Origin of the sequence: Wolbachia endosymbiont of Bemisia tabaci (assembly GCF_003999585.1) — a bacterium.
In the GTDB taxonomy this organism is placed as follows: Bacteria; Pseudomonadota; Alphaproteobacteria; order Rickettsiales; family Anaplasmataceae; genus Wolbachia.
On record NZ_CP016430.1, the window covers coordinates 174,567 to 200,629 of the forward strand.

Here is a 26,063-nt window from a genome sequence, read left to right on the forward strand (position 1 = left end):
AAGTCAGATTTTGTACTTTACAATAGATGTGTAAAAATTAAGTAACTTCGACTAGGTAATTAAAAAATCAGCCTTACCCGGAAAAGAAAGAGGCAAAAGGGCATTTTTATAATAAAAGTACTTTTGTAAGAGAAATAATGAAATTAAAAATCTAACTCTCTTTACGAAAATTTTAAATAGATTGTAAAATAGTTGTACCATGAAAATATATGCCTTCTTTATAGACTAAGATTTTTCTTTAAATTAAGATAGATACACGATAAAAGGAACATATGACAAAAGAATCATTAGCAAAAACTGATATAGTAAAAGTTGAAGATAAGAAAGCAACAAAGGGATTTTTTAAAATATTAGGTGAAGTAGCAGATGCTGTAAGGTCATGGGTTGCAATATTGGCCCTGATTTAAGTAGTAGTCGCGATGTCGATAGTTTAGTCTTGAAGATGAACGAATGCTTAAACCCAAAGGGGGGTGAAGTCTCAGCACGTAAGAACACCGTATCTCTTGGTAATTTGTACTTGAGTTTATCAGAGGCAGGTCAAATAAAATTTTTACAAACCCTGGCAGAAAAGTTCAATCCGGATAAAACGAAAATAGATGAAGAAATGAAAGTATATAAGAAAAATCAAGATTCTGAGTCGAGCTATAAGTTTGAACAAGACTTAATAAAAGTCCTTGAATCACCACGCTCTAAAATATTGAAGCAGTTTATCTCCTTACCGGAGGGCCTTAAGTTTATTGTTGATATGCGTTCTGATGTACTCAAGCTGAAGAATCAATATAAAAGTCTAAGTCCACTAGAAAACGAATTAAAAAGTATACTTTGTACTTTGGTTGATGTTGATCTACTTGATCTTCATCAAATCACCTGGGATTCACCTGCATCATTGTTGGAAAAACTTATAAAATATGAAGCTGTACATAAAATTTCCTCTTGGGGTGACTTAAAAAACAGACTAGATTCTGATCATCTCTGTTTTGCTTTCTTTCATTACAAAATACCAAATGAACCTTTAATTTTTGTAGAGGTTGCACTGATGAATGAGATTGCAGATAGTATTCAACACGTTTTGGACGAGTCAGTTCCTTCAAGTGACCCAAGCAGTGCAAGTACTGCTATATTCTATTCAATATCAAACACTCAAACTGGTTTATCTGGAATTAGCCTCGGTAACTTTTTAATAAAGAGAGTCGTAGAAAAACTATCGCAAGAATTTAAAAGCGTAAAAGTGTATGCAACTCTTTCTCCAGTTCCTGGATTTACAAAATGGCTAAAAAATCAAGACGTAGCTTTATTAGGTAAGCTTAATATAAAACAATCAGGTACAGAAATTTTAGAAAGCATAAAAACTAACATTGAATGCGAAAAACAGTCCCTACTGAAACTTTGTGCACATTATTTGCTAAAGGTTAAAAGCAGTGGTGGAGGTGCTTATGATCCAGTAGCACACTTTCATTTAAGCAATGGTGCATCAATCAAACAAATCAACTGGATGGCTGATACTTCTGAAAAAGGCATTAGTCAGTCAACCGGAATAATGGTGAATTATCTGTATGAGCTGCCTAAAATAGATAACAATCATGAGAATTATATGATTAATAAAGCGATTTCTCATTCAAAAAAAGTGTCAGCTATGTTAAAGGAATAATAGGAAGTGCGCAAGCATATAGAAAGTGCTAATATTCCCTAATGTTTATGTATATAATATTAAATAGTTTTATGAGGTAAAATGTATGAATAGTGATAAATTAGAAGAATTAAAGAAACTAGAACAAAAGATACAAGATGCAGTAGCACATAAAAAATTGTATGGTGTATTATTTGCAGATTCTAAAGAGATAGAGTTATTCAATAATTGTATTAGCAGTATTAAAAGTAATGGAATAGGCAAAGAGGAATCAAATGAATTGATAACCATTTATGAAGGACTTAATTCAATATTTGATAACATTAGTTCTGACTGGGATGGCAATAAGGGTAGCCTAAATGCTCAAAAAATTATTGTACATTATCAAAACTTAGAGTCTATCTTAAAGATAGTAAACATAATTAAAGAATTGAAGACAAGATTGGGCCAAGCATTCGTGATCTTCGACTTTGATGAATCCGGGTTAATCCAGGATATCGAATCACTCCAAAAAAAAATGAAAGAAGTGCTAGAAAACATGCAACAACAAGAACAAAGTGCAGCAAGGAAAAAAGAGTTAGAAGAGAAAGCTAAAGCAGAGTTTAGCAAGTATATAGAAAACGGCACTATTGATGCGATGTCAATCAAAAGGGATAGTAATTCAGATCTTCTTTATACAATAATTAAGCTAAAAGAAGACAATAAAAGCACAGATATTAAAGTAAGCGAATTTTTAAATAGTGATTTTTGTAAAGAAAACAATATTGCCGGTTTTCTTCTTTCAAGTGGAGATCAAAAAGAATTTATCAGTGGTAAAATACATGAGGGGATTAGATATTATCATATAGGTACCACAGTTCAATATGGAATAAAGTTTAACTGGTATGTAGACGGAAAGGAATGTAGCATTACATTAGGTGCTAACAGTGATGATAGTATTAGAATAATAAGTGATAGACCAACTGATGCGGATTTAGAAAAAAATAAAGATGTAAAAATTAAAGTTCCTGTCCTTGGTTACCTAAGACTTGCTGGTGCAGTAAAAACGTGTAGACAGCAAGAAGATCCAAGTAGCACAGTGAAGCAAGCATCAGCTAATGAGCATTGCCGCCCATTGGCAAGGACTTCAGATAAATGTTTTCAGCAATAAAGAGATATAAGTAATTGCTCTTGTAATACTTAAAATGTAAAATAGATCTACTTAAATAAGTAGATCTATGAACAATATAAGAAATTTTGCAATAATAGCACATATAGATCATGGGAAGTCAACTCTTGCTGATCGTTTGATAGAAGAATGTAACGGTCTTGAGACAAGGGAAATGACCAATCAGGTACTTGACTCAATGGATATAGAGCGTGAACGTGGAATTACAATCAAAGCACAAACGGTAAAACTCAATTACACTGCAAATAATGGTAATAAATATTGCCTCAACCTCATGGACACACCAGGTCATGTTGATGACTTTTCATATGAAGTTAGCAGAAGCTTGGCCGCATGTGAAGGTTCACTTTTGGTAGTAGATAGTAGTCAGGGAGTTGAAGCTCAGACTCTGGCAAATGTGTACAAGGCAATTGACAATAATCATGAGATAATAGTTGTACTCAATAAAGTCGATCTTCCTGCTGCAGATCCAGAAAGGATAAAGCTTCAGATTGAAGAGGTAATCGGAATTGATGCAACTGAGTCAATTTTGATATCGGCAAAAACTGGTCTTGGGATAAAGGATGTACTTGAAGCTATAGTGACAAAACTTCCCGCTCCTCAAGGTGATACAAATGCTCCACTGCAAGCAATTTTAGTTGATAGTTGGTATGATCCTTACCTAGGAGTAGTAATTTTAGTGCGAGTTAAAAATGGAGTACTAAAAAAAGGCATGAGAATCGTTATGATGTCTAATAATGCTACATATCAGGTCGATAATATCGGTATTTTCACTCCTAAAAAAGTTATGACTGGTGAACTTTCAGCAGGTGAAGTTGGTTTTATAACTGCTTCAATGAAAGAAGTAGCAGACTGCAAAGTAGGAGACACTATTACTGAAGAGAAAAGGCCGTGCAGCAAGGCATTACCTGGCTTTAAAGAAGTACATCCTGTAGTATTTTGCAGTATTTTTCCCAATAACACAGATGATTTTAAATATTTAAGGGAAGCACTAGAAAAATTACATTTAAATGATGCTAGTTTTACATTTGATGCTGAAACGTCAAATGCGCTAGGTTATGGATTTCGTTGTGGTTTTTTAGGAATGCTACATCTTGAAGTCATTCAAGAAAGACTCGAAAGAGAATTTGATTTAGATCTAACAGCAACTGCACCGAGTGTTATATATAAAGTTGCAACACAAAATGGTAAAGTTTTAAATATCCATAACCCAAGCGATATGCCAGACCCTACAAAAATTGAAATAGTGGAAGAACCATGGATCACTGCAACTATAATGGTACCTGATCAATATTTAGGAGAGATTCTATCTCTGTGTGAAGAGAGGAGAGGAGAACAGCAGGATTTATCTTATGTTGGTAATACGACAACAGCACTACTGAAGTATAAATTACCGCTGTCTGAGGTTGTTTTTGATTTTTACGATAGACTAAAATCAATTTCCAAGGGATATGCAAGTTTAGATTGGGAAATATCCGATTATCAGGAAAGTCAGATAGATAAATTAAGTTTTTTAGTTAATGGAGAACCTGTGGATGCGTTAGCCTGCATTGTTCATAAAAGCAGGGCAGAAAAAAGAGGCCGTGAAATATGTGCACGTTTGAAAGACTTGATACCACGCCAGCAATATAAAATCGCGATTCAAGCGGCAGTAGGCGGAAAAATTATTGCTAGAGAAACGATTAACCCGTATAGAAAAGATGTAACAGCCAAGCTCTATGGTGGAGACGTTACACGAAGGATGAAGCTGCTTGAAAAGCAGAAGAAAGGTAAGAAAAGATTGCATTCTGTGGGAAACATAAACATCCCACAAAATGCTTTTATTGAGGCTTTGAAAATAAATGATTAATGTATGTCCAAAAACATAAATTTAAAGAACTAAGTAATATTTTCTCAATAAGTTCACTGATATTGATATGGATAAATTTGAAATAGCTATTTGAATTTGTAAAACACTATACAAGATACCATACAACGAAATCATCCCAGTGTTAAACGCTGGGATGACAGAGAGCAGCTCAATTGCTCCACTCAATCAGTAAAAATCAGATATATGTAGACATTGGCTAAAACCATTCCAACAACATTTTAGTGAAGCTTAACAAGCTTGTCTATAGTTTTAGTGATGATTCTTGGAGTATTTGGAGAGACTTCTGAGCCTAGTCTATTTAACCGCTCTATAGCAAACCCGCTGTTCTCATTTATTATGAAATCACATAAAATATTTTCTATATCTTTAATAACACTTTCATGCTTTCTCAGAGGATGGTTATTCGGATATCTATGAATGGTTTTGATGCTAGAATACTCAACGAAAGCTTGATCTTTAAAAGCAAGTTGTCTCAATTTCTCTTTGAATTTTTCTTCTTCATCTCTTGCTAAAAGGCAAGACTTTATCAGTGATTTTATAATCGAGTTTATAGCCTGATGTATTTCAGAATGCACTATAACTTTGATGATATTTTCTTCCACTATGCAATCATAAGTGCTTTTTTCGCTCTTTAATGACTCTATAAGCATTTTGCTATTTTGCGAATTCAATTCCAGATTCTCTTCACTTATAGGAGTCATTATAAAGGTATTCTTATTTACCCTGATGTAAAATTGTGGCAACCCTTTAGAACAGGCAAATGCTACATCCTTAGACTCAAGTGCGTGATTGTATGAAGAAGAAAGGGTGCTTGCTATAACGCTACTTGGTACTTTCATTCCATGATTACTTAGGTGATTTAACACATTCTCAACATCATGATATGTAAAACCTGTATCTTTTATCAATTCAACAACTTCTATGCAATTGTGTTGTTTATACTCTATTGTCACTTCTTCTGTAAAAAGAGTTTTAGCTGCTATATGCTTATCAAGCACTGTGAAAATCTTGATGAAACTCTCTAAATCTTGTTTGTTAATTAATTCAATACTAATTAAGTTTTTGCTAACAATTATAATATTTTTTATCATTTTTTCCCACTAAAAAAACTCACTAGATGAATTGTATTTTTAATTCATTAAAAATTGTTTAAAGTGGGTATGCCAGCAACAGTAAGAAAAAAAAATCACATAAAATCTTCATTATGTATTATATTACATCCCTCGTGTTCATCACTGCCGCTTGTGTAAGCTGTTGCATTAATGATATCTTCATTGTTATTTAACATACTATCCAACTTTCCTTCTTTTTCAAGATCCATCAATTTGTCACATCCAGCAATATGATGTACATAATCACCATTTTCATCAGTAATAAAAATTTGTGGAACTGTACTGACGTTATATTTTGATTTTATACCGTCAAACAAATCCGAGTTTCTAAGTACATCAATTTCTTCGTATTTCACACCTTTTTCATCCAATAACTCTTTTGCTTTCTTGCAGAATGGGCAGTACTTCTTCACATATATTACAACTTTTCCTTTAGTGTTTTTCACGATTTATCTCCATAGTTTATAAAATACAACTATTATATATAAAAAATATATATAAAATATCAAATTGTATGAAAATTATTTACAACTGTGAGCAAGGGATAAAAGATAATGTGGCACTAACTTTCGGAAATTTCGATGGCGTTCATTTAGGACATAAGTTTGCAATTTCCAATCTAAAGAAGGTAGCACAAGAAAGAGGATTACCCTCTGCAGTTTTAACTTTTGAGCCTCACCCATCAACTGTTTTATTTAGTAGGAACAATTTTAGGTTAATAGACCAAGAACAAAAAAAGGAACTAATCAGCAGCTATGGTATAGATTACTTGTATATTATTAATTTTAGTAGAGGTTTTTCTGAGGTTAGCTGCGATGACTTTATTGGTAAGATTTTGGTAAAGAAGTATGGTGCTAAACATATAACTGTTGGAGAAAGTTGTACTTTTGGTCACAAACGATTGGGTAACATATTAACTCTAGAAAAATATTCTCAGATGTATGAATATTCTTTAACTAAATTAGAGCCATTGATAATCGATAGAAAAATTTGCTCTTCTTCCTCAATCAGGGAGTGTTTACAAAAAGGCGAAATAGAAATTGCTAATAAATTGCTTGGTAGGTCTTATCAAGTTTCTGGTATTGTAACAAAAGGTGCATGTAGAGGTAGAGAAATAGGGTTTCCAACCATAAACATTCCGATAGAAGATTACATGATAAAACCTAAGCTTGGTACATATTACGCCAAAGTTGCATTTTCTGAAAATAGTTCAAGTTGGCTATATGGAGTAGTCAACATTGGTATGAGACCTACATTTAAGGACTTAAAAAAACCTATAGTAGAAATGCATATATTTGACTTCAACGAAAATGTATACAATTTTAAGGTTGATATACAACTTTTAAAATTTATTAGGGCAGAAAAAAAATTCCATAGTATTAACGAGTTAACAAAACAGATAGATCGTGATATAATGAAGGCTTACCAGTTAAAGATAAATTTATGAAAAGGATATGTTTAGTTATTATATTGATTATAGTATCATTCGATCAAACAAGTAAATTGTATATAAACTCTTTGATTGATGAGGGGGAGTCAATCGAGATTACTAGTTTTATGAAATTAGTTGAAGTTTGGAATTCAGGAATTAGCTTTGGAATGTGTAGTACTCTGCCGCATGGCAGCTTCTTTTTTTCAGCATGTTCAATATTAATAATTGGTATACTTGCATACTTGATATATAAATCTAATGATAAGTCAATTTACCTTAGTTTTTCTCTGATGATTGGTGGAGCGATCGGAAATGTAATTGACAGAATCTATTGGGGAGCTGTATATGACTTCATATATTTTCATATCAATGATTGGTATTGGCCAGCCTTTAATTTAGCAGATCTATCTATAGTTTGTGGAATGTGTACATTGTTATATAAGTGGTATATATATGATAGGTCTATCTCTAAGCAAAATGAGGAATGAAATAATGCTTCGCAAATTCTTTAGTTTTTTTATACTATCTGTGTTTTTTTTCATTTGTCCGATTTCTTTGGAAGCTGAAATCATAAAGCATGCTAAGCTCAGTAACGGATTGGATGTTTATGTAGTACCTAATCACCGAATTCCAGCTGTTTTTCATGCAATAATATATAAAGTTGGGGGAATGGATGACCCAATTGGCAAAGCAGGATTGGCTCACTACTTTGAACACTTAATGTTTGAAACTACAGGAAAATTTAAACGCATAGAATCTACTTTGGGCAGCATTGGGGCCCAATTTAATGCTTTTACCACTAAAGAATACACCTGCTACTACGAATTAGTTCTCAAAAAAGATTTACCACTAGCAATGGAAATTGAAGCAGATAGAATGGGCAATTTTGATGTTACTCAAGACAAAATAGATAGAGAAAAAAATATCGTATTAGAAGAAAGAAAGATGAGATTTGATAATAATCCTGAAGCTTTACTATGGGAGGAAATGAACAGTGCATTTTATCGTAATGGTTATGGTAGGTCTGTTATTGGTTGGGAGAGCGATATTAAAACTTACAATCAAGATGACATAACAAGGTTTCATGATAACTATTATCATCCAGGTAATGCTATACTGCTCGTTGTTGGTGATGTAGAATTTGAAGAAGTAGTAGGATTAGCAAAGGAAAAATATGGTGCAATTAAAGCTGAGCCTTTAGTGAAGCATTATCCGAACCAAGATTCAATACATAATGCAGATATATCGGTCATTTTAGAAAGCACTGAAGTAAAAGAGCCAGTTTTATACTTTCGCTATAGTGTTCCTTTATTTGAGCAAATAAGTGAAACTTTTCCTGTTAATTTGGCAGTTGATGTTTTGGGGAATGGCAAGTCTAGTAAGCTATATAAAGATTTAGTTTTAGATAAGAATTTAGCAGTAGAAGTGTTTGCTTATTATAATAGCTTAGCTTTTAGTAATGGTTACATTGAGATTCGGGTAACTCCAAAAAGCGGGGTAAATTTGGATGCTATTGCAAGAGAGTTAGAAAATTCTATTAACCACTTTACCTCTGAAGGAATAACAAGTGAAGAATTGCAAAGCACAAAGTCTAAATACAAAGCAGCACAGTTTGATAATCTATCTGATTTAATTAGTGTAGCAATATTTTATATACCACGTTTAGCACTAGGTATTCCACTTGATGAAATAGACATTTCATATAGCAAAATTAATGATGTCAATCTGAAAGATGTAAATCACAAAATTCGTACTATTTTTTCTACTAGTAAATTAGTCGGCCGTTTGCTACCAAAAGGAGGTAATAATGATGAGAGTAAGTAAACTTTTATTTCTACTTTTTTTCTGTCTGGGCTTTAATTTGCAAGCGAGCAGTCACCTAAATATAGAGGAGGTTACTACTAATAAAGGGCTTAAGTTTCTGTTTGTTGAAAACCGTGATTTACCAAAAGTTTCACTCAATATATCATTCAAAGATGCAGGTTGTGTGTATGAAAATATAAAAAAGCAGGGGCTTGCTTGGTTTACTTCTCTTGTAATTCAAGAAGGAGCAGGAAAAAATGATGCCAAAGATTTTGTAAAAAAGCTTCAGGATAAAGGAATTAATTTAAATTTTATTGCTGGTTTAGAAGCATTTAGGATTTCATTAAATACTTTATCTGAGAATCTAGAGGATGCAATTTCACTATTGAGTGATGCTATAATGCGTCCTAAAGTTGATCCTGAAGGATTGAATAGAGTTTTTGAAAAAGCCAAAGTAAACTTTAATAATTTTGAAAAAGATCCTTATTTTATTGCTGCAAAAGAGTTGGATACGTTGTTGTTCAAAAAACATCCTTACTCAAGAAATCCATATGGAACTCTAGACACTATAATGAGCATTACTAGAGACGATGTTTTAACATACATAAAGCGTAGTTTTACTAAGGATAATATCGTTATTAGTTTTGTTGGTTGTGCAACAAAAGAAGAAGTTAGTACGCTGCTTGATAAATATTTATCTAAGTTACCATCAAAAAGATCGAAAGTTAGGAAGATATCTGTAAAAAATGAATTTGGGCCTGCAGAAAGTAAGAGCGTTTTTATGGATATACCACAGAGTGTAATACTCTTTGCTCAAAAAGGCATAGCATATGAAGACCCTAATTACTATAATGCTAGTGTTTTGATTAATGCGCTTGGTGGTATGGGGCTGAATTCAATATTAATGAAGGAATTGAGACAAAATCTAGGTATTACTTATGGTATTAGTGCAAGTAATATTACAAATAAACATGGGAATGTTATATCTGGATTTATAAGTACTGACAGTTCCACTGCTGATAAAGCTATATTAGCATTAAAAGATACCTTTAGCAGAATAAAAAATGAAGGAATGGACGAGCAATTGTTCAAGGATACAAAAATCAGTTTAGTAAATAACTTTACCTTCTCTTTTCTATCCAATAATGTAAGTATAGCAATGCTATTGGATAATATGCAGATAAATGATCGTGATGTTAACAATATAAATAATTATAGGAATATCATTAATGATGTTCAATTGGAGGAAGTAAATAAGCTGGCAAATTCTTTGCTTGATCCCGAAAATTTATTTTTTGTTGAAGTTGGAAGAAAGTAAATCATTACTACAGCATAGTTGAAATTTTAATCATATTTCTTTATAATTTAGATATATGATTGACTTTTATGTTCAGGTGAAAAACGATACTGCAAGAGAAAGCAAAAAAACTCCAATTGCTTTGTTAAATCCTTTAATAACGATATTTTCTGTTATCAACACAGGTGTGTTGATAATCATCAAGTTGATACATATTACAAGTCAACAGATAGGTATGGCGGGCATAACGCTTGGTAATATTGGCACAGGTGTTTTTTTTAGCTCAGTATCCTTAATTTCAAGCATGTACTCTTTTTTTGACTGTTTTAGAGAAAAAAGCTTATATAAAAAATGTAATTACAAGAGAACATTAGAACAAAAAAGAAGGGATAAATATAGAATTCAAGGTATTTGTTGGGATATTCTGTGCGATATATTATTTTTAACAGGCGCTGCAGTTTCTATTGCTTTATTTAGTAGTCCTATAGTTCTTTTTGTTACTGCACCTCTTGTTACATTGGGCTGTATAGTAATGACTGGTAACATAACTAACTCTATTTATCATCAAGTTAAAAACTTTAAAATTCATCTTTCACAATTTTCAAAAGAGGAGCAGAAAGAGCTGTATATAGAGATGAAAAAAGAAATAAATTTATCACGCCTTCATAGAATTATAGCAAAAGTACTACCTGATGTATTAGTATTAGCAAAATTGCACGCTAATCATGAGAATAAAGAAAGGCGAAAAGAGGTTCAGCATCTAAAAGAAATGCTGAAAGAAGGCAATCGAAAACCAATCGACGATGATACATCTGGTAAGGTTATTGAAATGAAAAAAGAAAAACATATCGAGCAAAAAAGCTCCAACCTTAAAGTTCCAACACACCTTTCTCTGGATCAAGATGTAACAAAAAGAAAAAGCAGTATCACACGATCTTTCTAATTTAATATCACTTAGCGTTACTTTCTGCTATTGATCTTACTGCTTTTACATAACACTTATGCTCTTCAGCTAGAATGCGCTCTGAGAGACTGTGAACATCATCATTTGGTAACACTGGAACAGTAGCTTGAGCGATTATGGCTCCAGCATCAATTTCATGAGTAACATAATGCACAGTACATCCTGTAATTTTTACACCCGCTTTCAGAGCTTGCTCCTGAGCATTTAGGCCCTTAAATGACGGAAGTAAAGAGGGATGAATATTTATAACTTTGTTATGCCATTTATTCAGGAAATTGGCCTTTATAATTCTCATAAACCCTGCAAGGCAAATTAAATCAACCTTATGTTGAACAAGTATTTCATGAATTTTATCAGTATCAAGTGGCTTATCTTCAACAACAAACGCTGAAACTCCTGCTTGCTTTGCTATTTTAAGGCCTCCAGCTTCACTATTATTTGCGATAACACACACAGTTTCAGCAGGGAAATTCTGATCTTGACATGCTTCTATTAAAGCCTGCATGTTTGATCCTCTACCTGAAATTAGTATTCCGAGTTTTATCTTTTTCATTTTAGTGCAGCCGTAAGAATGGATATTAATAAAATAGCTCAAAAGGCAAGTTTATTTTAGAATAAATACTATTGTGTAGCAATATTTTACACTGCTGGATAACATGGAATTAAAGAAATCATTCAGTTTGAAGTAACTTTAACATTTAATTTTAGGAATATTATACAATTTATGGTAAATAAATGCATATTTTTATGGCTGCGTTATTATTTATTTAACAAAGTATTAGTATAATTTACTACACTGAATTAAATGGAGAAAATTCAATGAATAAATTACCAAGCAATGCAAAAACAAGCAAGTCTCAGGTTACTCAGTGGGAGGTAATAAAAAATTGTGAATATTCTGATAACTGTTTATCAAAAGTAGTAACTTTATACGTCATTAAAATGGCAGAATTATCAGATATTTATACGAGTAATGAACCTGAAATTAATACTATACTTACAAGAATAAGCATAACAAGTGAAAATGCATTTTTAAATAAGGTTGTTGATATTGAAATTATGGAGGGCATTTTTCCGTACAAATTCAACAGCAAGAAGAAAAATAACATATCAAGGCTAGAAGATTTGTACAATTATTTATGTTCTACTGTTATTGATAGCCTTCCAAAAGAAATGCTTGAAAGCCTAAGAAGAGAATACAGAGACGCTGTTAACTTATTTAAAGCAATTACTTAACTAGGTGTAGCATTTTTAAGACTTTACCTTCTATTTCAGAAATGCCACTTTCAAGATCTTTATCTATCAAACATATGATAGATAAATATGTTTTCTGCTTCTTTTCAACATTGATAGTTAAAGTTCCAGGAGTAATCGTAACCGAGTTAGCAAATAATGCAATGGTCTTATCATTATGTCCTATGCATTCCCTTACAATAACAATTGGCTCAACTGTAGATTTGAATCGTAGCACCTTTTTTGTTACATAAATACTTGAAAAAATAATTTGGTAAATTAGCCAAGGTATATAACTTATAAGCTGATAAAGTGACAGCCTACCACTATCATTTAGAATTTGACTAAGGGCACTTTCAGCATCAATTAACCTTTTAAAGATAATCAATGTGAACACAGAAGAAAATACTCCACAGAGAATAAAAAAAGGCTCGAAATAACCAGACAATGTAATCCATAGAGAAGACAAAATCACAAATGATAGAGAAAAAAACTTAATATTTTGCCTGACTTTCATGATTTGGAGTATAACTTAAATGATTTTTTAGGAAAATGAAAAGTTCTTGATTTTTGTGTCAAAGAACATAATAACCAAGTTATTTTAATAAGTAATAGAGATTATGACGCTTGATGATTTTCTAAAAATGCTTGAAGAAATAAATGATACTTCAGGTTTAAGCAAGAACAACATAGTTGAACGAATAAAAATAAAATTAGAAAGAATTGATTTACGGAGGTGGGAAGATAGTGGATTTAATATCAATCATATATTCACTACACATAGTGATCTAGATCCTGTAGAAACTACATTGTTGCATTTTGCTGCTAAGAGTGGCTATGAAAACATAGTAATAGCTCTAATTGAATATGGAGCATATGTTGATGCAATAACCAAGTTATTTTAATAAGTAATAGAGATTATGACGCTTGATGATTTTCTAAAAATGCTTGAAGAAATAAATGATACTTCAGGTTTAAGCAAGAACAACATAGTTGAACGAATAAAAATAAAATTAGAAAGAATTGATTTACGGAGGTGGGAAGATAGTGGATTTAATATCAATCATATATTCACTACACATAGTGATCTAGATCCTGTAGAAACTACATTGTTGCATTTTGCTGCTAAGAGTGGCTATGAAAACATAGTAATAGCTCTAATTGAACACGGAGCATATGTCGATGCGTGGGATAATTATAGAAGCACTCCCTTGCATTTTGCTGCTGAAAGTGATAATGAAAACATAGTAAGAACTCTGATTGAACATGGAGCATGTGTTAATGTGTGGGATAATTGTGGACGCACTCCTTTGCATTTTGCTAGCGATCATGAAAGTATAAGAGATATTTTAATTGAAAGTGGGGCATATGTTAGTAAACAGAACAATAATAGATATGCTCCTTTACACTCTGCTATTGAATGGGGCTGCAAAGATGTAATAAGTTCTTTGTCAGGTAATGCTAGTCTTAGGACTGAAATGGCAGTAGGAAGAGTGGAACAAATTACACTTGCAGGAAGATTGGAGCTTTTTTAACCAAACTTGCATTTACTGAGATAATTGTTTTGTTATGAATTAAACCAAAAGTTCTTTAATATATTGAAGCTTAAAGATATCTTTAGATATGGAAATTATTGCAGAAAATAGAAAAGCAAGGTTTGAATACTTTATCTTAGAAGAATTTGAAGCAGGTATGATACTCTTAAGTAGTGAAGTGAAATCACTAAGGGAAAGAAAAGCAAACATTTCTGATGCTTACGTTACTGAAAAAAAAGGTGAAATATGGCTAAACAATATGCATATCGCAGAGTATAAAGCTGCAAACCAAAAAAATCACAAGCCAAAAAGAGAACGTAAATTGCTTTTGCATAAAAAAGAGATAAATAAGCTAATTGGTCAAATCAAAACCTCTGGAATAACTGTTGTGCCACTTTCTATCTATTTTAATGATAAAGGGTTGGCAAAAACTAAAATTGCCATTGTGAAAGGAAAAAAACTCTATGATAAGAGAGCAACCATAAAGCAGAGAGAGTGGGAACGTGAGAAAAGTAGATTATCTAAGAATAATTTGTAGTAAAATATGTCTTTAAGTCCAGTTATTTTTAGCATCGGTCCTGTTTCTATATATTGGTACTCTTTAGCATATGTTTTGGGTATAGTTTTTGCATATTGGTATTTACATAAGATAGACAATCAAAAAATATTTACTAAGAATTTTTACGATTCGTTATTAACAGCCGTTATTATAGGCATTATCCTTGGAGGTAGGATTGGGTACGTATTGATATATGATCCAGTTCTCTATATAAGCAATCCTATCGAAATACTAAAGACCTGGGAAGGAGGTATGTCATTTCATGGCGGTGCTATAGGAGTTTTGCTTGGAGTAATAATCTCCTGTAGAAGACATAACATTCCTATATTTTACACACTGGATCTAATTTCTTGTGGAGTTCCGATAGGTTTACTTCTAGGCCGCATAGGTAATTTTATAAATGGAGAGTTATTTGGCAGGGTTACAACTATGCCGTGGGGTATGGTATTTCCAGAAAGTGGTGATAATTTATTGCGCCATCCAAGCCAACTTTATGAAGCATTTTTAGAAGGAGCGCTACTTTTCGTAGTTGTAAATTCACTATTTTTCTTGAACAAAATGAGATTGTATTACGGTGCAACAACTGGTATTGCAGTTATGTGGTATGGAATAGCACGTTTTGTGGTTGAATTTTTCCGCGAGCCAGACTATCAAATTGGCTATTTATGGTTCAATTTAACTATGGGACAGTTGCTTTCTATACCTATGATTTTGTTGGGAATGCTTATATATTTAGGTGCGTTGATGAACTTAAGATTTAATACGAAATCTGTTCAATAGAGAAAAGGTAAGTTTAATCGAAAAATATAGTGGAAGTTTATTTATTCCATACTATGTACAATTATGTGAATTTTTTGTCTTGCAGAGAATAAATGCAAGACCAGCAAACCTTCGTTGTATAGCTATAAGAAAAACTTAGTAGCTACTGACCAAATTCATTACTAAGTAGATATTCATTTTCCACCAGAATATTCCTGATTGAGAAGCTACTTTATTAAAACATATTTTTAAATTTTTGCCAAAACCCTGGTTGATTATCATTAACCTTTGTGAAGGCTATGTTTAAACTGTATCTCAGATCATTTGGCACATCATATCTAATATTCAGTATTGAAACTTCGTTTTTATTATGAACAGAAACATCGTCATATGATAACTTTGTCGTGTAGCACTTTATATGCTTTTGCTTATCATATACTATATCACCTGATTCCCCTTCTAGTTTTACAAATTTAGTTTTTTTCTGACATTCTTTTATTTTTATTAGATCCTTGTCTAGTGATATTGAAACCGGTAGTGTATTACCAGCATACTCTTTAGCTAAAAGCTCACTTTGAGGATACATTTTTATTTCCCTTCCAAAATGTGAGTCTATAAAATTATTGATCCAAAATTTGTCTCCAAAATTTGTCTCCAGAATGTACATATTCGTCAGTAGCATACGGTACACCACCATAATTGCATTGAACTTTGTAATCTCCAACACCATTATTTTGAAAAAAATCATGAATGGCAGCGTAACTATCAGCAGCATCATTTATGTAATCCATTACCTACCCCTTAAAACCTCTTAATTTATTATATCACAAGAAATTAAATCTATCAATAAAAAGACTTTTTTTGATATCAAGTATCTAGGGAGCATATTGATAGGATTGTGACATTCGTATTTCCCAGTTCTTCACATACTGCTGGACTAATTCAGGATAATTTTCAATAATTAATAAATTTTCAGCGTTTCCCTTTTCAGCTGTCTTACTGAGGTTAAACGATCCTGTGATGACTTTTTGATTATCAACAATTATTACCTTATTATGAGCAATTTTTGGCTTATTATCGATCCAAATCGGTATTCCATTTGAAAACAATTCGCTTATGACACTATATTTTGAATGGAGTTGTGATTTATCTAAGACGACTTTAACATCAACACCACGCTCTTTGGCGTTAATCAAAGATTTTGCAACTGTTCCAAGAGTAAATGTATATTCTTGAACTAAGATAGATTCTTTAGATTGGTCTATCTCGCTGATTATCGGTACAGCACAGTCTTCTTCAGGTGAGAAGCAAACTGTTGCTTTTGGGCAAGGCGAGAATGTAGGACCCACATAGTAATACAGAGAAAAACATGCCGATAAAAATAAAAGATATAAAAGCCTCACAAACCACACCTAAATACACGGCGGTAGTCTACATCATAGTTTAATCATCTGTCAACCCATATTCCTTCCACTTCTCTGTAACTTTCTTTATTATTTCCTCGCTCATTTCAATTTTTCTTCCCCATTCTCGTTTGGTTTCAGGTGGAAGTTTGTTTGTTGCATCAAACCCTATTTTACCTCCGAGACCACTTTCAGGAGAAGCGAAGTCTAAATAATCAATTGGAGCATTCTCTATCATGATTGTATCACGTACAGGGTCCATTCTTGTTGAAACTGCCCACATTACTTCCTTCCAATCACGTATATTTATATCATAATCAACAACTATAATAAATTTGGTGTATAAGAACTGTTTGAGAAAAGAGAGTATGCCCATAATAATTCTTTTTGCATGCCCTGGATAAGCCTTTTTTATCGATACTACCGCTATTCTATATGAGCAACCTTCTGGAGGCAGATAAAAATCTACTATCTCCGGAAACTGATTGATGAGAATCGGCACAAAAATTTCGTTGAGTGCTTCACCAAGAATTGATGGTTCATCTGGTGGCTTGCTAGTGAAAGTGCTGAGATAAATTGGATCTTTGCGCATTGTAATTGCAGTAATGTTAAACTCAGGAAACTGTTCAACAGCATTATAGTAACCGGTATGGTCTCCGTATGGCCCTTCATCTCTATACTTATCCAAACTTACATATCCTTCCAGAACGATCTCAGCATGAGCTGGAACCTGAAGAGGAATAGTTTTACAATTTACAAGCTCAAGTGGTTTTTTTCGCAGCAGACCGGCAAATTGGTATTCTGATAAAGTCTCCGGCACCGGAGTCACTGCAGCAATAATCGTTGCAGGATCGCTACCAATCACAGCAGCCGCAGGAAACTTCATATTTTGCCTCCTCTCCTTCCACCGTTTATGGTGACCTGCACCACCACGATGTGCAAGCCAGCGCATGAGAGTCGTTTTTTTATTCACAACCTGCATACGATATATTCCAAGATTAAAATTATCTTGCTTGTCTGCTGTTGGTCCTTTTGTTACCACAAGTGGCCAAGTGATAATCGGTGCAGGCTCGTTTGGCCAGCATGTCTGAATAGGTAGCAAACTAAGATCCACCTTATTCCCAGTTAGCACCACCTCTTGACATGGAGCTTTGCTTACAACTTTGCTCCGCATCGATAATACAACTTTTAGTAGAGGAAACATTTTCACAGCATCTTTGAAGGTTTTTGGCGGCTCAGGTGATCGCAAAAATGCTAGAAGTTTACCCAGATCCCTTAATTCATCAGAATTTATACCAAGTCCGAATGCAATTCTCTCAATAGTACCAAATAAATTCACTAAAACGGGAATTGAATTTTTGCCATTTTCTGTGACAACATTTTCAAAGATGATAGCTGGTCCCTTGTTTGACAAAACCCTACGATGAATTTCTGTCATTTCAAGAATAGTTGAAACTTCTTTTTTAATTCTAATTAGATCTTTTTTTTCTTCTAATGCTCTGATGAAGTCGCGTAAGTTATTGTACATATTTTAAAAATTTTAAGCCTTTTAAGAAGTGCTTTTTCCAGCACAACTCATTCACTTATTATTATAGAGGCTCTAGAAAAATTATTCTCCAATTCGCTTTTTAAGTTTTTATATTCAGCAGTCTTTAATTCTTCATTGGTAATAAAGCTTTTCTTTATGGTTATTAAATTGCTAAATTCGGTTTCATCATTTTTATATTTACAGAACCTATTTACATATAACCAAGGAGAATCTATTTCAAAATTCAAATTTTCACAGTTTTTAATTTTGATATCTTTTATTATCATATGGCTTTCCTTAGTTTTAGGAACACCAATAAAGAGGTCTGACACTTGGTCAGAAGCTGTATTGATAACATCATTAAGCCAATTATCTCCTAAATTCAAAGCTGGTCCTAAATTTGTCTTAAAAATCTTATTTTTTTGCTGAAACTCATATTTGATCTTAAGATCCTCTACATTACGCAAGGTAAGGTCAGGCAATTCTAAGAACTTCTTTTCTTCTTCATCAAGATATACTCCACTAATCATACGAAAAACAGAATCTCTTAACTGCTCATCTGAATAATATAATCCAACACCTGTTAAGCCTAAGGCTGCTTCCCCTTGCACGTTAAGCTGGCCATATTCATTTACAACGTTATCTTCTATAGTTAATTCACTATGGGATATCACTTTTGAATTTTCACCTTGTACAGCAGGAATCTTTATGTAATCTGCTTCCTCAGAATTGAGTACTAGAGCGTTCCTATCAGCAATGTCTGGGAAAATACCCTGTGCCATACTGACGGTATTAGTTGGATCAATCCAATATATTTTTCCATCTTTATTTGTTACTCTGAGCATCACATGATTAAAATTACCCATATTAGGTAATGCTTTAGGATTAGAAGTGCTAGTAGTTCCTCTCATAACTAAAATAGGTTGAACTTTATAACCAAGTTCTTGTAAAATAGCAGCCGTGCTAGCAGAAAAGTCTTTGCAATCCCCAACTTGAGAATCAGCAATTTTCTCCAAATCTCTCGGAAAAAATTTTCCTGACACTGTACGCCAGTCTCCCATGTACTGAACTTTTTCATTCAATAAAGAAGTAACTGCATTAATTTTCTCCTCATCGGTACTCTCATTGTCAGCAAATTCTGCTATAGCTTCAAAAGTTGCAGGAAGCGGCTGATTGATAACGCTATGATATCCAGGAGCTAATTTTTTAGCTAAATCCTCCCATTCAGATAAGCTTGAAAGTGATACCCAAGTGTTGTGTTTTATGTTCAATATTCCATTATGTGGTTCATTTGTTGTGTTTTCATAAACTGCTTTCTTTAAAGCAATGCTTATAGAGTGTATATCATCATTTTTTTCCTCAGCGATTTCTAATACTTCTCTTGGATCATTAACTTTAATCTCCAGGGGTAATTCAGAATTGATTTTAGTATTTTCTGCTTGTAAATAATCTCCATAATAAGAAAAGCTCAAGCCATAAAAATTATCAACAGGAACCTTTTTGTTAACTTGTTTATACCTTAAATATACTTCTGTACCAATTTCTATTTTAGGAAACGATATAGTTACTTGCCTTAGCTGATCGAAGCCTTTACTAGGACTAGCTAGCGGTTTATCCTCTATCATGTCTTCAGTGACTATATATTCCTCTCCGTTATAAGCTGTTTTAGCTTCTAAAACAGTCAAATCTGCACTATCATCATTGTAGATTAAACTATACAGAGAAAATCTATCACGCCCAGACTCCTTGAGTATTTTTGCTTGAAGCTCTACTTCCGTTTCGTAGGTACCATCTCTATTAACATTAATGTTAACATTAGAAAACTTAACCTCGACAGAAGCGTCTTCGTACTTACTCCACCTTGCTTCAGCTGTCGAAGCTACAAAAAATGCTAACATTGCTAAGTTAAAGACAGCTTTTAAAAACCTCATTTTTTACTTACATTTATTGAAAAATCATTCTATTATATCCGAACAACACTATCGGAAATGTAAGACTTAGTGTGTTCATATTACTTAGCGACGCGCTTACCGATATTATATGCAGCGATTACAAGATAATCAACTTTTTTGCTTACAATTTGCTAGAAATAGCGGTAAAGACTATCTAAATCTTTATAAATGCCTTACTCTGCAAAATTTTTCATCACCAAATCTTATGATGAACTTTACAAAAATATCTTAAATTTCATTTTATAAAGTTTGCATTTCTTGATAAAAATGTTTTAACATTAAGCATTTCTTTAATATTTGTATTCTTTAAGTAAGTATATGTCTAAGATACCATTTTTATTGATTTTTATACTTGCAGTAGCAAGTTTACCAGTAATAAACAATTGGCTTTCACACCGCAGTCAGAACTTAAATGATGATTATATAGGTGAGAGATTGGATAATTACATCAGTAAAAATTTTGATAGAGTTCTAAAAACTCTCCAGGAAGAGTCAGCTAAAAATAGTTATGCTCATACAACTAAAAATAAAATTTCTCAGCATAAAAATGAAATATTCGACTCTACTTATCCTTACTCAGGAAATGAAAATAGCAATATCATAGCTGTAGGTTTTTTTGACTATTCTTGTGGATATTGCAAAGCTATAAAGAACGATGTAAAACAATTGATCAATGATGGCAAAGTTAAGTATATCTTTAGGGATGCTCCAATACTTGGTAACAATTCTTTAAAGGCAGCAAAAGGTGCTTTAGCAACTTATTTTATCGATAAAGAAAAGTACTTAGATTTTCACTACGCTGCACTAGATCACAGAGGAGAATTTTCAGATGAAACTATATTAGGTATAGTGAAAAATATAGGGGTTAACGAGAACGATTTTAACAACTCTATGAAAAATAATGCAGACAAAATTGAGCAAATGATAAACAACAGCAAACTTTTAGTAAGGGATTTGGGAGTAGGCGGTACACCTTTTTTGATAATAGGAGATAGTCTTTTTGTAGGAAAAACTGATTTGAATATATTACGTAAAAAAGTGAATGAGTTAAAAGATTAATAAATTTCCTGCTTGACAGCACAAGAGAGTTTAAGTATAGTTAAGATATAGTAAGTAACAATATGTATAGGCTACATATTATTTCAAGAAAAGTAGGTGATGTTTGCTTTCAACACAGCACGACCTTAAGTAATTAGCCTTCCTAGGCTGGTTAATCTATTAAAATACAATTATTATTTTGGAGTTATAACATGAGAGATTCTAACTATGTAAGAGAGCCAATTGCTCTTTTTCAAAAAATCAAAGAAAATAAAAAATCAAGTGATTTATTGCATAATCTAAAGAGCGCTTATCCTGAAAAGCTAAAAATCGGGGCTGCTATAAAGACAGGGGATTGCTTTTTTGACTCCGTTGCTCAAGAATTGAATGAGTTAAATATAAAACCAGATCATTATTTTACTGCAAAATCATTAAGAAAAGACTGCGCAGATTATGTTGAGCAACATGGTAAACAAGATAGTTGGGCCTATAAAGCAGTAATAAAAGACGCTGCTATTGGTGGCTACTTTGTTGAGCTAGAAGGTCCGTATGGTCCTATACAAGATCCAAAAACTAAAATAAATATGATAGATGAGAAAAAGACTTTTCATCAATACTTAAAAAATATTAAGAATATGGCCACAGGAGCTGGTTCTACACCTATATGGGGTCGTCCAAACATTGAAGGTAGAATGATATGCGACAAGTACAAAGTGGAGCTTTATATTTATTCAATAGAGGAAGACAGTCAAAAAGTTACGGTAACTAAAATTACAGCACATGATGATGATCCAGCAGTTTTTATACAAGATATAGATCTCAATCAACTAGAGATAGATAGTAGCAAAAAAACTGTAGGAGTATTACATGAGGCATTTTGTGCCACTTCTTAGCAAAATCCCTTCTGATATAACAGAAAATCAATCAGTTTCTAATGAAGAAATCTTTGGTGAGGTTACAGAAGCTTCTGCTTCTGAGCAATCAGTACGACAAAAAAGCAGCACTAGTGAGACGATTTTTTCGAATAAAAGCACTCCTATTTCTAATCAATCAGAGCAGAAACCACTAAAAGAAAGAGCTGCTGATAGAAGTATTGATGAAAGGAATTCACAAAATCATGAAGCAATGTTAGAAAAAACACACAATAAAACTTGTGAAAATACAGCAAAGATCTTGAGTGAAACTTCTAAGGATGTGAAAAAAAATTCCAGTGAAGAAATTCTTGAAATAGGTAAACAAAAGCTGCTTTAGCAACTTATTTTATCGATAAAGAAAAGTACTTAGATTTTCACTACGCTGCACTAGATCACAGAGGAGAATTTTCAGATGAAACTATATTAGGTATAGTGAAAAATATAGGGGTTAACGAGAACGATTTTAACAACTCTATGAAAAATAATGCAGACAAAATTGAGCAAATGATAAACAACAGCAAACTTTTAGTAAGGGATTTGGGAGTAGGCGGTACACCTTTTTTGATAATAGGAGATAGTCTTTTTGTAGGAAAAACTGATTTGAATATATTACGCAAAAAAGTAGATGGGTTAAAAGATTAATAAATTCCCTGCTTGACAGCATAAGAGAGTTTAAGTATAGTTAAGATATAGTAAGTAACAATATGTATAGGCTACATATTATTTCAAGAAAAGTAGGTGATGTTTGCTTTCAACACAGCACGACCTTAAGTAATTAGCCTTCCTAGGCTGGTTAATCTATTAAAATACAATCATTATTTTGGAGTTATAACATGAGAGATTCTAACTATGTAAGAGAGCCAATTGCTCTTTTTCAAAAAATCAAAGAAAATAAAAAATCAAGTGATTTATTGCATAATCTAAAGAGCGCTTATCCTGAAAAGCTAAAAATCGGGGCTGCTATAAAGACAGGGGATTGCTTTTTTGACTCTGTAGCTCAAGAATTGAATGAGTTAAATATAAAACCAGATCATTATTTTACTGCAAAATCATTAAGAAAAGACTGCGCAGATTATGTTGAGCAACATGGTAAACAAGATAGTTGGGCCTATAAAGCAGTAATAAAAGACGCTGCTATTGGTGGCTACTTTGTTGAGCTAGAAGGTCCGTATGGTCCTATACAAGATCCAAAAACTAAAATAAATATGATAGATGAGAAAAAGACTTTTCATCAATACTTAAAAAATATTAAGAATATGGCCACAGGAGCTGGTTATCCACCTATATGGGGTCGTCCAAACATTGAAGGTAGAATGATATGCGACAAGTACAAAGTGGAGCTTTATATTTATTCAATAGAGGAAGACAGTCAAAAAGTTACGGTAACTAAAATTACAGCACATGATGATGATCCAGCAGTTTTTATACAAGATATAGATCTCAATCAACTAGAGATAGATAGTAGCAAAAAAACTGTAGTAGTATTACATGAGGCATTTTGTGCCACTTCTTAGCAAAATCCATTCTGATATAACAGAAAATCAATCAGTTTCTAATGAAGAAATCTTTGGTGAGGTTACAGAAGCTTCTGCTTCTGAGCAATCAGTACGACAAAAAAGCAGCACTAGTGAGACGATTTTTTCGAATAAAAGCACTCCTATTTCTAATCAATCAGAGCAGAAACCACTAAAAGAAAGAGCTGCTGATAGAAGTATTGATGAAAGGAATTCACAAAATCATGAAGCAATGTTAGAAAAAACACACAATAAAACTTGTGAAAATACAGCAAAGATCTTGAGTGAAACTTCTAAGGATGTGAAAAAAAATTCCAGTGAAGAAATTCTTGAAATAGGTAAAAGAGTTCCTGCTTCTGATCAATCAGAGCAAGAAGAACAATATAATATCAGAACTAGCAAAGCAGCAATTGCGCAAGATCATAAAGAACAAAAAACACAAAAAGAGAGAATTGATACCAGCGCTAGTGAGCCAATTCATACAGATACAGCAATTACTATTTCTCATCAACAAGGGCAAGAAACACAACAAGAGGCAATAGAAAAGAAATTAATCAATAGTTACAGAAGAGAAGCTATTTATAGCATATCTGCTGTAATAACAGCTATAGCATTCACAGCATCTGCTATAGCTACTGTTTTTACTCAACCAATTCCTTTAGCATCTCTTGCTGGAGTTGCTTTAGTTGTTTCGTGTGTTTGTGTATATCAGTTAATGCAAAGTCATCAAGACATTAACGAACTGAAAGGTAAGGTAGGAGAAAACAACACCTTTACTTTTCTAGAAGAAACGGGATTTAAAATTTATAGCCTGATTGATAAAGCAGCTTCAAAAATTTAAGATCTTTCCTACTTCATCTATATCAACTCAATTTTATTTTTACAGGAGGGCATATGTCATTCACAGAAATTAGATTTCCAGAAAATATATCTTATGGTTCCACTGGAGGACCAGAATTTTCCACTGACATTGTAACAACTCATAATGGTTGTGAGCAGCGCAATATTAATTGGTCTCGTGCACGTGCCAGGTATAACATAGCTTATGGAGTTAGGTCAAACGAGCAGCTAACAGAACTCATAACATTTTTTCAGGCACGAAAAGGTAAAGCAATAGGGTTTCGCTTTAAGGATTGGTCAGACTTTACAGTTATCAATCAAGAAATTGTTGGCATAGGAGACGATAAAAAAACAACTTTTCAACTGATGAAAACTTACATAAGTGGAAAAGACAAACATACACGTATGATTAAAAAGCCAGTGCATGATACAATAAAAATTTACCTAGATGGTGAAAAGACAGAAAAATATTCAGTGAATTATTCAACTGGAGAAATAGCATTTATGAAACCACCAGCAAAAGGCACAATAATCACCGCAAGCTTCGAATTTGATGTACCAGTACGATTTGATACAGATTACCTAAACGCTTCTATTGATAACTATGGCAGCAATAGCTGGAACAATATTCCCTTGGTGGAAGTGAAATAAAGTTAAAGTATGCTCCATAAAAGTTAAGCGATACTGAGGCTCATATTTAAATGAAACTCAGCATATTTTAAAGCCTATCGCCCATTAAAATGTTGGTGAGTCTTCACACTTGAAATTTCAGGAGATTCTAATTTAGTGCTTTCTTTTTCCTGTAAAACAGAAAGTTTTAATAACTCCTTTAGAGCTAATTTTTCAAGCGTTGTATAATCTTGATTTAAGATTTTATCTAGCATGTTTTTTTCCTGTAAGCGATTAACATAATTTCTAGCTTCCTCATTCAGACCCCCTATTGTGTTGACACAAGATAATACTAAATCTGAATTCTTCATTGCTAAAATTCCATTTAGGAAAATATCTAATTTTGCTTTATCCTTAGTTAAATCTTTAACTAATTTCTTTCTGATATTATCATTACTCATAACAAGTGTGGGATAAGAACGAGATTGATTAGTAAGTATAGAATCCTCCAAAGGTACTCCCTTCATGCCAGGTTGAGAATAGTGAATTATATTACACACAATAACTTCTGAAAAATTATCTATAGTATGATAACCAAAACCCTTGTAACAGCTTGCTAGCAAAGAAAAAAGACGTATTATACTTGTACCTCTATCTTTCATTTCCTCAAAAAGCTTCCCATCTTTTATTAGTTTATGCAAAATGTAATACATAGCTTGACAACCTGAATCGTAAAGACAAAACATACTACTTTTTTCAAAAATAGCCTTAGCTAATTCAATAGATTTTTTATCCTCATCTATAAAAGCTTTTTTATTTCTATTTAACTGTATGATTTCCTCTCTTCTCTCGCTATCTAACTTTATTATTTTCTTTATTAACATTTCAAATGTTTCTGTGTTCATA

Annotated in this window: 28 protein-coding genes and 2 pseudogenes; 20 read left to right on the forward strand and 10 right to left on the reverse strand. The window is 32.7% G+C overall.

All coding sequences use genetic code 11. The annotated features are described in order from the left end of the window. The first annotated feature begins 272 nt into the window (after positions 1–272). The 3 genes and pseudogenes from BBB02_RS00820 (at position 273) to lepA (ending at position 4,644) form a co-directional block, all read left to right on the forward strand. Positions 273–1,648, forward strand: a pseudogene (locus BBB02_RS00820) (malonyl-CoA decarboxylase). 85 nt (positions 1,649–1,733) lie between these two features. After that, positions 1,734–2,777 (forward strand): hypothetical protein, encoded by a 1,044-nt coding sequence (locus BBB02_RS00825; RefSeq protein WP_127463649.1) that lies wholly within the window; start codon positions 1,734–1,736, stop codon positions 2,775–2,777. Positions 2,778–2,844: 67 nt separating this feature from the next. After that, positions 2,845–4,644: a translation elongation factor 4 gene (gene lepA / locus BBB02_RS00830; RefSeq protein WP_127463650.1), complete on the forward strand. Its 1,800-nt coding sequence runs from the start codon at positions 2,845–2,847 to the stop codon at positions 4,642–4,644. A 239-nt stretch (positions 4,645–4,883) separates the two neighbouring features. Here the strand turns inward: lepA and BBB02_RS00835 are convergent, their stop codons facing one another. Both BBB02_RS00835 and BBB02_RS00840 read right to left on the reverse strand, forming a co-directional pair. After that, complete coding sequence (locus BBB02_RS00835; protein WP_006015439.1) at positions 4,884–5,756, reverse strand: hypothetical protein; 873 nt, start codon at positions 5,754–5,756, stop codon at positions 4,884–4,886. A 95-nt stretch (positions 5,757–5,851) separates the two neighbouring features. Further along, positions 5,852–6,223: a glutaredoxin domain-containing protein gene (locus tag BBB02_RS00840; protein ID WP_127463651.1), complete on the reverse strand. Its 372-nt coding sequence runs from the start codon at positions 6,221–6,223 to the stop codon at positions 5,852–5,854. A gap of 68 nt (positions 6,224–6,291) precedes the next feature. Between BBB02_RS00840 and ribF the strand changes: the two genes are divergently transcribed. Genes ribF through BBB02_RS00865 form a run of 5 tightly spaced genes read left to right on the forward strand, consistent with a single transcriptional unit; the run spans position 6,292 to position 11,252 of the window. After that, positions 6,292–7,224: a riboflavin biosynthesis protein RibF gene (gene ribF / locus BBB02_RS00845; RefSeq protein WP_063630547.1), complete on the forward strand. Its 933-nt coding sequence runs from the start codon at positions 6,292–6,294 to the stop codon at positions 7,222–7,224. Next, positions 7,221–7,697, forward strand: coding sequence for a signal peptidase II (gene lspA, locus BBB02_RS00850; RefSeq protein ID WP_007301940.1), 477 nt, complete (start codon positions 7,221–7,223; stop codon positions 7,695–7,697). The genes ribF and lspA overlap by 4 nt, the downstream gene beginning before the upstream one ends. Positions 7,698–7,701: 4 nt before the next feature. Further along, positions 7,702–9,033, forward strand: a complete 1,332-nt coding sequence (locus BBB02_RS00855; protein WP_127464284.1) for a M16 family metallopeptidase — start codon at positions 7,702–7,704, stop codon at positions 9,031–9,033. Continuing rightward, positions 9,020–10,330 (forward strand): M16 family metallopeptidase, encoded by a 1,311-nt coding sequence (locus BBB02_RS00860; protein ID WP_127464285.1) that lies wholly within the window; start codon positions 9,020–9,022, stop codon positions 10,328–10,330. Before BBB02_RS00855 ends, BBB02_RS00860 begins: the two co-directional genes overlap by 14 nt. A gap of 55 nt (positions 10,331–10,385) precedes the next feature. Further along, a complete protein-coding gene (locus BBB02_RS00865) occupies positions 10,386–11,252 on the forward strand; it encodes a DUF2207 domain-containing protein (RefSeq protein WP_127463652.1) in 867 nt (288 codons plus the stop codon). Positions 11,253–11,259: 7 nt separating this feature from the next. Here the strand turns inward: BBB02_RS00865 and purN are convergent, their stop codons facing one another. After that, positions 11,260–11,826, reverse strand: coding sequence for a phosphoribosylglycinamide formyltransferase (purN, locus tag BBB02_RS00870; protein ID WP_127463653.1), 567 nt, complete (start codon positions 11,824–11,826; stop codon positions 11,260–11,262). Positions 11,827–12,092: 266 nt separating this feature from the next. On the opposite strand from purN, the gene BBB02_RS00875 reads away from it, so the two are divergent. Then, positions 12,093–12,509 (forward strand): hypothetical protein, encoded by a 417-nt coding sequence (locus BBB02_RS00875; RefSeq protein ID WP_007301944.1) that lies wholly within the window; start codon positions 12,093–12,095, stop codon positions 12,507–12,509. On the opposite strand, the gene BBB02_RS00880 is transcribed toward BBB02_RS00875, so the two are convergent. Further along, on the reverse strand, positions 12,502–13,023 hold the full coding sequence (locus BBB02_RS00880) for a Na+/H+ antiporter subunit E (protein WP_127463654.1): 522 nt from the start codon (positions 13,021–13,023) through the stop codon (positions 12,502–12,504). The two genes, BBB02_RS00875 and BBB02_RS00880, sit on opposite strands and share 8 nt — an antisense overlap. 103 nt (positions 13,024–13,126) lie before the next feature. Between BBB02_RS00880 and BBB02_RS06290 the strand changes: the two genes are divergently transcribed. The 4 genes from BBB02_RS06290 to lgt all read left to right on the forward strand — a co-directional run bounded on the left by BBB02_RS06290 (position 13,127) and on the right by lgt (position 15,380). Next, on the forward strand, positions 13,127–13,411 hold the full coding sequence (locus tag BBB02_RS06290; RefSeq protein ID WP_245970142.1) for an ankyrin repeat domain-containing protein: 285 nt from the start codon (positions 13,127–13,129) through the stop codon (positions 13,409–13,411). Positions 13,412–13,426: 15 nt separating this feature from the next. Continuing rightward, complete coding sequence (locus BBB02_RS00885) at positions 13,427–14,041, forward strand: ankyrin repeat domain-containing protein (RefSeq protein ID WP_245970143.1); 615 nt, start codon at positions 13,427–13,429, stop codon at positions 14,039–14,041. An 88-nt stretch (positions 14,042–14,129) separates the two neighbouring features. Continuing rightward, a complete protein-coding gene (smpB, locus tag BBB02_RS00890) occupies positions 14,130–14,579 on the forward strand; it encodes an SsrA-binding protein SmpB (RefSeq protein WP_127463655.1) in 450 nt (149 codons plus the stop codon). A 6-nt stretch (positions 14,580–14,585) separates the two neighbouring features. Further along, positions 14,586–15,380, forward strand: coding sequence for a prolipoprotein diacylglyceryl transferase (gene lgt, locus BBB02_RS00895; protein WP_127463656.1), 795 nt, complete (start codon positions 14,586–14,588; stop codon positions 15,378–15,380). A 214-nt stretch (positions 15,381–15,594) separates the two neighbouring features. Here the strand turns inward: lgt and BBB02_RS06295 are convergent, their stop codons facing one another. The 5 genes from BBB02_RS06295 to BBB02_RS00915 form a co-directional block, all read right to left on the reverse strand. After that, positions 15,595–15,945 carry a hypothetical protein gene (locus tag BBB02_RS06295; RefSeq protein ID WP_245970144.1) on the reverse strand — a complete coding sequence of 117 codons (351 nt, stop codon included), beginning with the start codon at positions 15,943–15,945 and terminating at the stop codon, positions 15,595–15,597. A gap of 34 nt (positions 15,946–15,979) precedes the next feature. After that, positions 15,980–16,150 carry a hypothetical protein gene (locus BBB02_RS06300; protein ID WP_245970145.1) on the reverse strand — a complete coding sequence of 57 codons (171 nt, stop codon included), beginning with the start codon at positions 16,148–16,150 and terminating at the stop codon, positions 15,980–15,982. Positions 16,151–16,234: 84 nt separating this feature from the next. Further along, positions 16,235–16,762 (reverse strand): phospholipase D family nuclease, encoded by a 528-nt coding sequence (locus BBB02_RS00905; RefSeq protein WP_007301949.1) that lies wholly within the window; start codon positions 16,760–16,762, stop codon positions 16,235–16,237. Between the two features lie 40 nt (positions 16,763–16,802). After that, on the reverse strand, positions 16,803–18,290 hold the full coding sequence (locus BBB02_RS00910; RefSeq protein WP_127463657.1) for a UbiD family decarboxylase: 1,488 nt from the start codon (positions 18,288–18,290) through the stop codon (positions 16,803–16,805). A gap of 47 nt (positions 18,291–18,337) precedes the next feature. Beyond that, a complete protein-coding gene (locus tag BBB02_RS00915) occupies positions 18,338–20,221 on the reverse strand; it encodes a DUF3857 domain-containing protein (protein ID WP_127463658.1) in 1,884 nt (627 codons plus the stop codon). Between the two features lie 339 nt (positions 20,222–20,560). Between BBB02_RS00915 and BBB02_RS00920 the strand changes: the two genes are divergently transcribed. From BBB02_RS00920 to BBB02_RS00945, 7 genes and pseudogenes are all read left to right on the forward strand, one after another. Beyond that, a complete protein-coding gene (locus tag BBB02_RS00920) occupies positions 20,561–21,301 on the forward strand; it encodes a DsbA family protein (RefSeq protein WP_127463659.1) in 741 nt (246 codons plus the stop codon). A 191-nt stretch (positions 21,302–21,492) separates the two neighbouring features. Beyond that, positions 21,493–22,173: an OTU domain-containing protein gene (locus BBB02_RS00925; protein ID WP_245970146.1), complete on the forward strand. Its 681-nt coding sequence runs from the start codon at positions 21,493–21,495 to the stop codon at positions 22,171–22,173. Beyond that, the gene (locus tag BBB02_RS06305) at positions 22,160–22,531 is read left to right on the forward strand and encodes a hypothetical protein (protein WP_245970147.1); all 372 of its coding nucleotides are present in this window, start codon (positions 22,160–22,162) and stop codon (positions 22,529–22,531) included. The genes BBB02_RS00925 and BBB02_RS06305 overlap by 14 nt, the downstream gene beginning before the upstream one ends. Continuing rightward, a pseudogene (locus BBB02_RS00930) lies at positions 22,519–22,836 on the forward strand (DsbA family protein); the annotation flags it as partial. The gene BBB02_RS06305 and the pseudogene BBB02_RS00930, both read left to right, overlap by 13 nt. 191 nt (positions 22,837–23,027) lie before the next feature. Further along, positions 23,028–23,708 carry an OTU domain-containing protein gene (locus BBB02_RS00935; RefSeq protein ID WP_127463660.1) on the forward strand — a complete coding sequence of 227 codons (681 nt, stop codon included), beginning with the start codon at positions 23,028–23,030 and terminating at the stop codon, positions 23,706–23,708. After that, complete coding sequence (locus BBB02_RS00940; RefSeq protein WP_245970148.1) at positions 23,695–24,549, forward strand: hypothetical protein; 855 nt, start codon at positions 23,695–23,697, stop codon at positions 24,547–24,549. The genes BBB02_RS00935 and BBB02_RS00940 overlap by 14 nt, the downstream gene beginning before the upstream one ends. 53 nt (positions 24,550–24,602) lie before the next feature. Beyond that, positions 24,603–25,199: a TIGR02217 family protein gene (locus BBB02_RS00945; protein WP_127463661.1), complete on the forward strand. Its 597-nt coding sequence runs from the start codon at positions 24,603–24,605 to the stop codon at positions 25,197–25,199. 74 nt (positions 25,200–25,273) lie between these two features. Here BBB02_RS00945 and BBB02_RS00950 read toward each other — a convergent pair whose 3' ends face one another. Further along, a complete protein-coding gene (locus tag BBB02_RS00950) occupies positions 25,274–26,062 on the reverse strand; it encodes a hypothetical protein (protein WP_127463662.1) in 789 nt (262 codons plus the stop codon). Position 26,063: the final 1 nt, after the last annotated feature.

What these genes read in the sequence shown, in the direction of transcription:
- BBB02_RS00825 (WP_127463649.1), top strand. Translation starts at nt 1,734, where the DNA reads ATGAATAGTGATAAATTAGAAGAATTAAAGAAACTAGAACAAAAGATA.
- lepA (WP_127463650.1), top strand. Translation starts at nt 2,845, where the DNA reads ATGAACAATATAAGAAATTTTGCAATAATAGCACATATAGATCATGGG.
- BBB02_RS00835 (WP_006015439.1), bottom strand. Translation starts at nt 5,756, where the DNA reads ATGATAAAAAATATTATAATTGTTAGCAAAAACTTAATTAGTATTGAA.
- ribF (WP_063630547.1), top strand. Translation starts at nt 6,292, where the DNA reads ATGAAAATTATTTACAACTGTGAGCAAGGGATAAAAGATAATGTGGCA.
- lspA (WP_007301940.1), top strand. Translation starts at nt 7,221, where the DNA reads ATGAAAAGGATATGTTTAGTTATTATATTGATTATAGTATCATTCGAT.
- BBB02_RS00855 (WP_127464284.1), top strand. Translation starts at nt 7,702, where the DNA reads ATGCTTCGCAAATTCTTTAGTTTTTTTATACTATCTGTGTTTTTTTTC.
- BBB02_RS00860 (WP_127464285.1), top strand. Translation starts at nt 9,020, where the DNA reads ATGAGAGTAAGTAAACTTTTATTTCTACTTTTTTTCTGTCTGGGCTTT.
- BBB02_RS00865 (WP_127463652.1), top strand. Translation starts at nt 10,386, where the DNA reads ATGATTGACTTTTATGTTCAGGTGAAAAACGATACTGCAAGAGAAAGC.
- purN (WP_127463653.1), bottom strand. Translation starts at nt 11,826, where the DNA reads ATGAAAAAGATAAAACTCGGAATACTAATTTCAGGTAGAGGATCAAAC.
- BBB02_RS00875 (WP_007301944.1), top strand. Translation starts at nt 12,093, where the DNA reads ATGAATAAATTACCAAGCAATGCAAAAACAAGCAAGTCTCAGGTTACT.
- BBB02_RS00880 (WP_127463654.1), bottom strand. Translation starts at nt 13,023, where the DNA reads ATGAAAGTCAGGCAAAATATTAAGTTTTTTTCTCTATCATTTGTGATT.
- BBB02_RS06290 (WP_245970142.1), top strand. Translation starts at nt 13,127, where the DNA reads ATGACGCTTGATGATTTTCTAAAAATGCTTGAAGAAATAAATGATACT.
- BBB02_RS00885 (WP_245970143.1), top strand. Translation starts at nt 13,427, where the DNA reads ATGACGCTTGATGATTTTCTAAAAATGCTTGAAGAAATAAATGATACT.
- smpB (WP_127463655.1), top strand. Translation starts at nt 14,130, where the DNA reads ATGGAAATTATTGCAGAAAATAGAAAAGCAAGGTTTGAATACTTTATC.
- lgt (WP_127463656.1), top strand. Translation starts at nt 14,586, where the DNA reads ATGTCTTTAAGTCCAGTTATTTTTAGCATCGGTCCTGTTTCTATATAT.
- BBB02_RS06295 (WP_245970144.1), bottom strand. Translation starts at nt 15,945, where the DNA reads ATGTATCCTCAAAGTGAGCTTTTAGCTAAAGAGTATGCTGGTAATACA.
- BBB02_RS06300 (WP_245970145.1), bottom strand. Translation starts at nt 16,150, where the DNA reads ATGGATTACATAAATGATGCTGCTGATAGTTACGCTGCCATTCATGAT.
- BBB02_RS00910 (WP_127463657.1), bottom strand. Translation starts at nt 18,290, where the DNA reads ATGTACAATAACTTACGCGACTTCATCAGAGCATTAGAAGAAAAAAAA.
- BBB02_RS00915 (WP_127463658.1), bottom strand. Translation starts at nt 20,221, where the DNA reads ATGAGGTTTTTAAAAGCTGTCTTTAACTTAGCAATGTTAGCATTTTTT.
- BBB02_RS00920 (WP_127463659.1), top strand. Translation starts at nt 20,561, where the DNA reads ATGTCTAAGATACCATTTTTATTGATTTTTATACTTGCAGTAGCAAGT.
- BBB02_RS00925 (WP_245970146.1), top strand. Translation starts at nt 21,493, where the DNA reads ATGAGAGATTCTAACTATGTAAGAGAGCCAATTGCTCTTTTTCAAAAA.
- BBB02_RS00935 (WP_127463660.1), top strand. Translation starts at nt 23,028, where the DNA reads ATGAGAGATTCTAACTATGTAAGAGAGCCAATTGCTCTTTTTCAAAAA.
- BBB02_RS00945 (WP_127463661.1), top strand. Translation starts at nt 24,603, where the DNA reads ATGTCATTCACAGAAATTAGATTTCCAGAAAATATATCTTATGGTTCC.
- BBB02_RS00950 (WP_127463662.1), bottom strand. Translation starts at nt 26,062, where the DNA reads ATGAACACAGAAACATTTGAAATGTTAATAAAGAAAATAATAAAGTTA.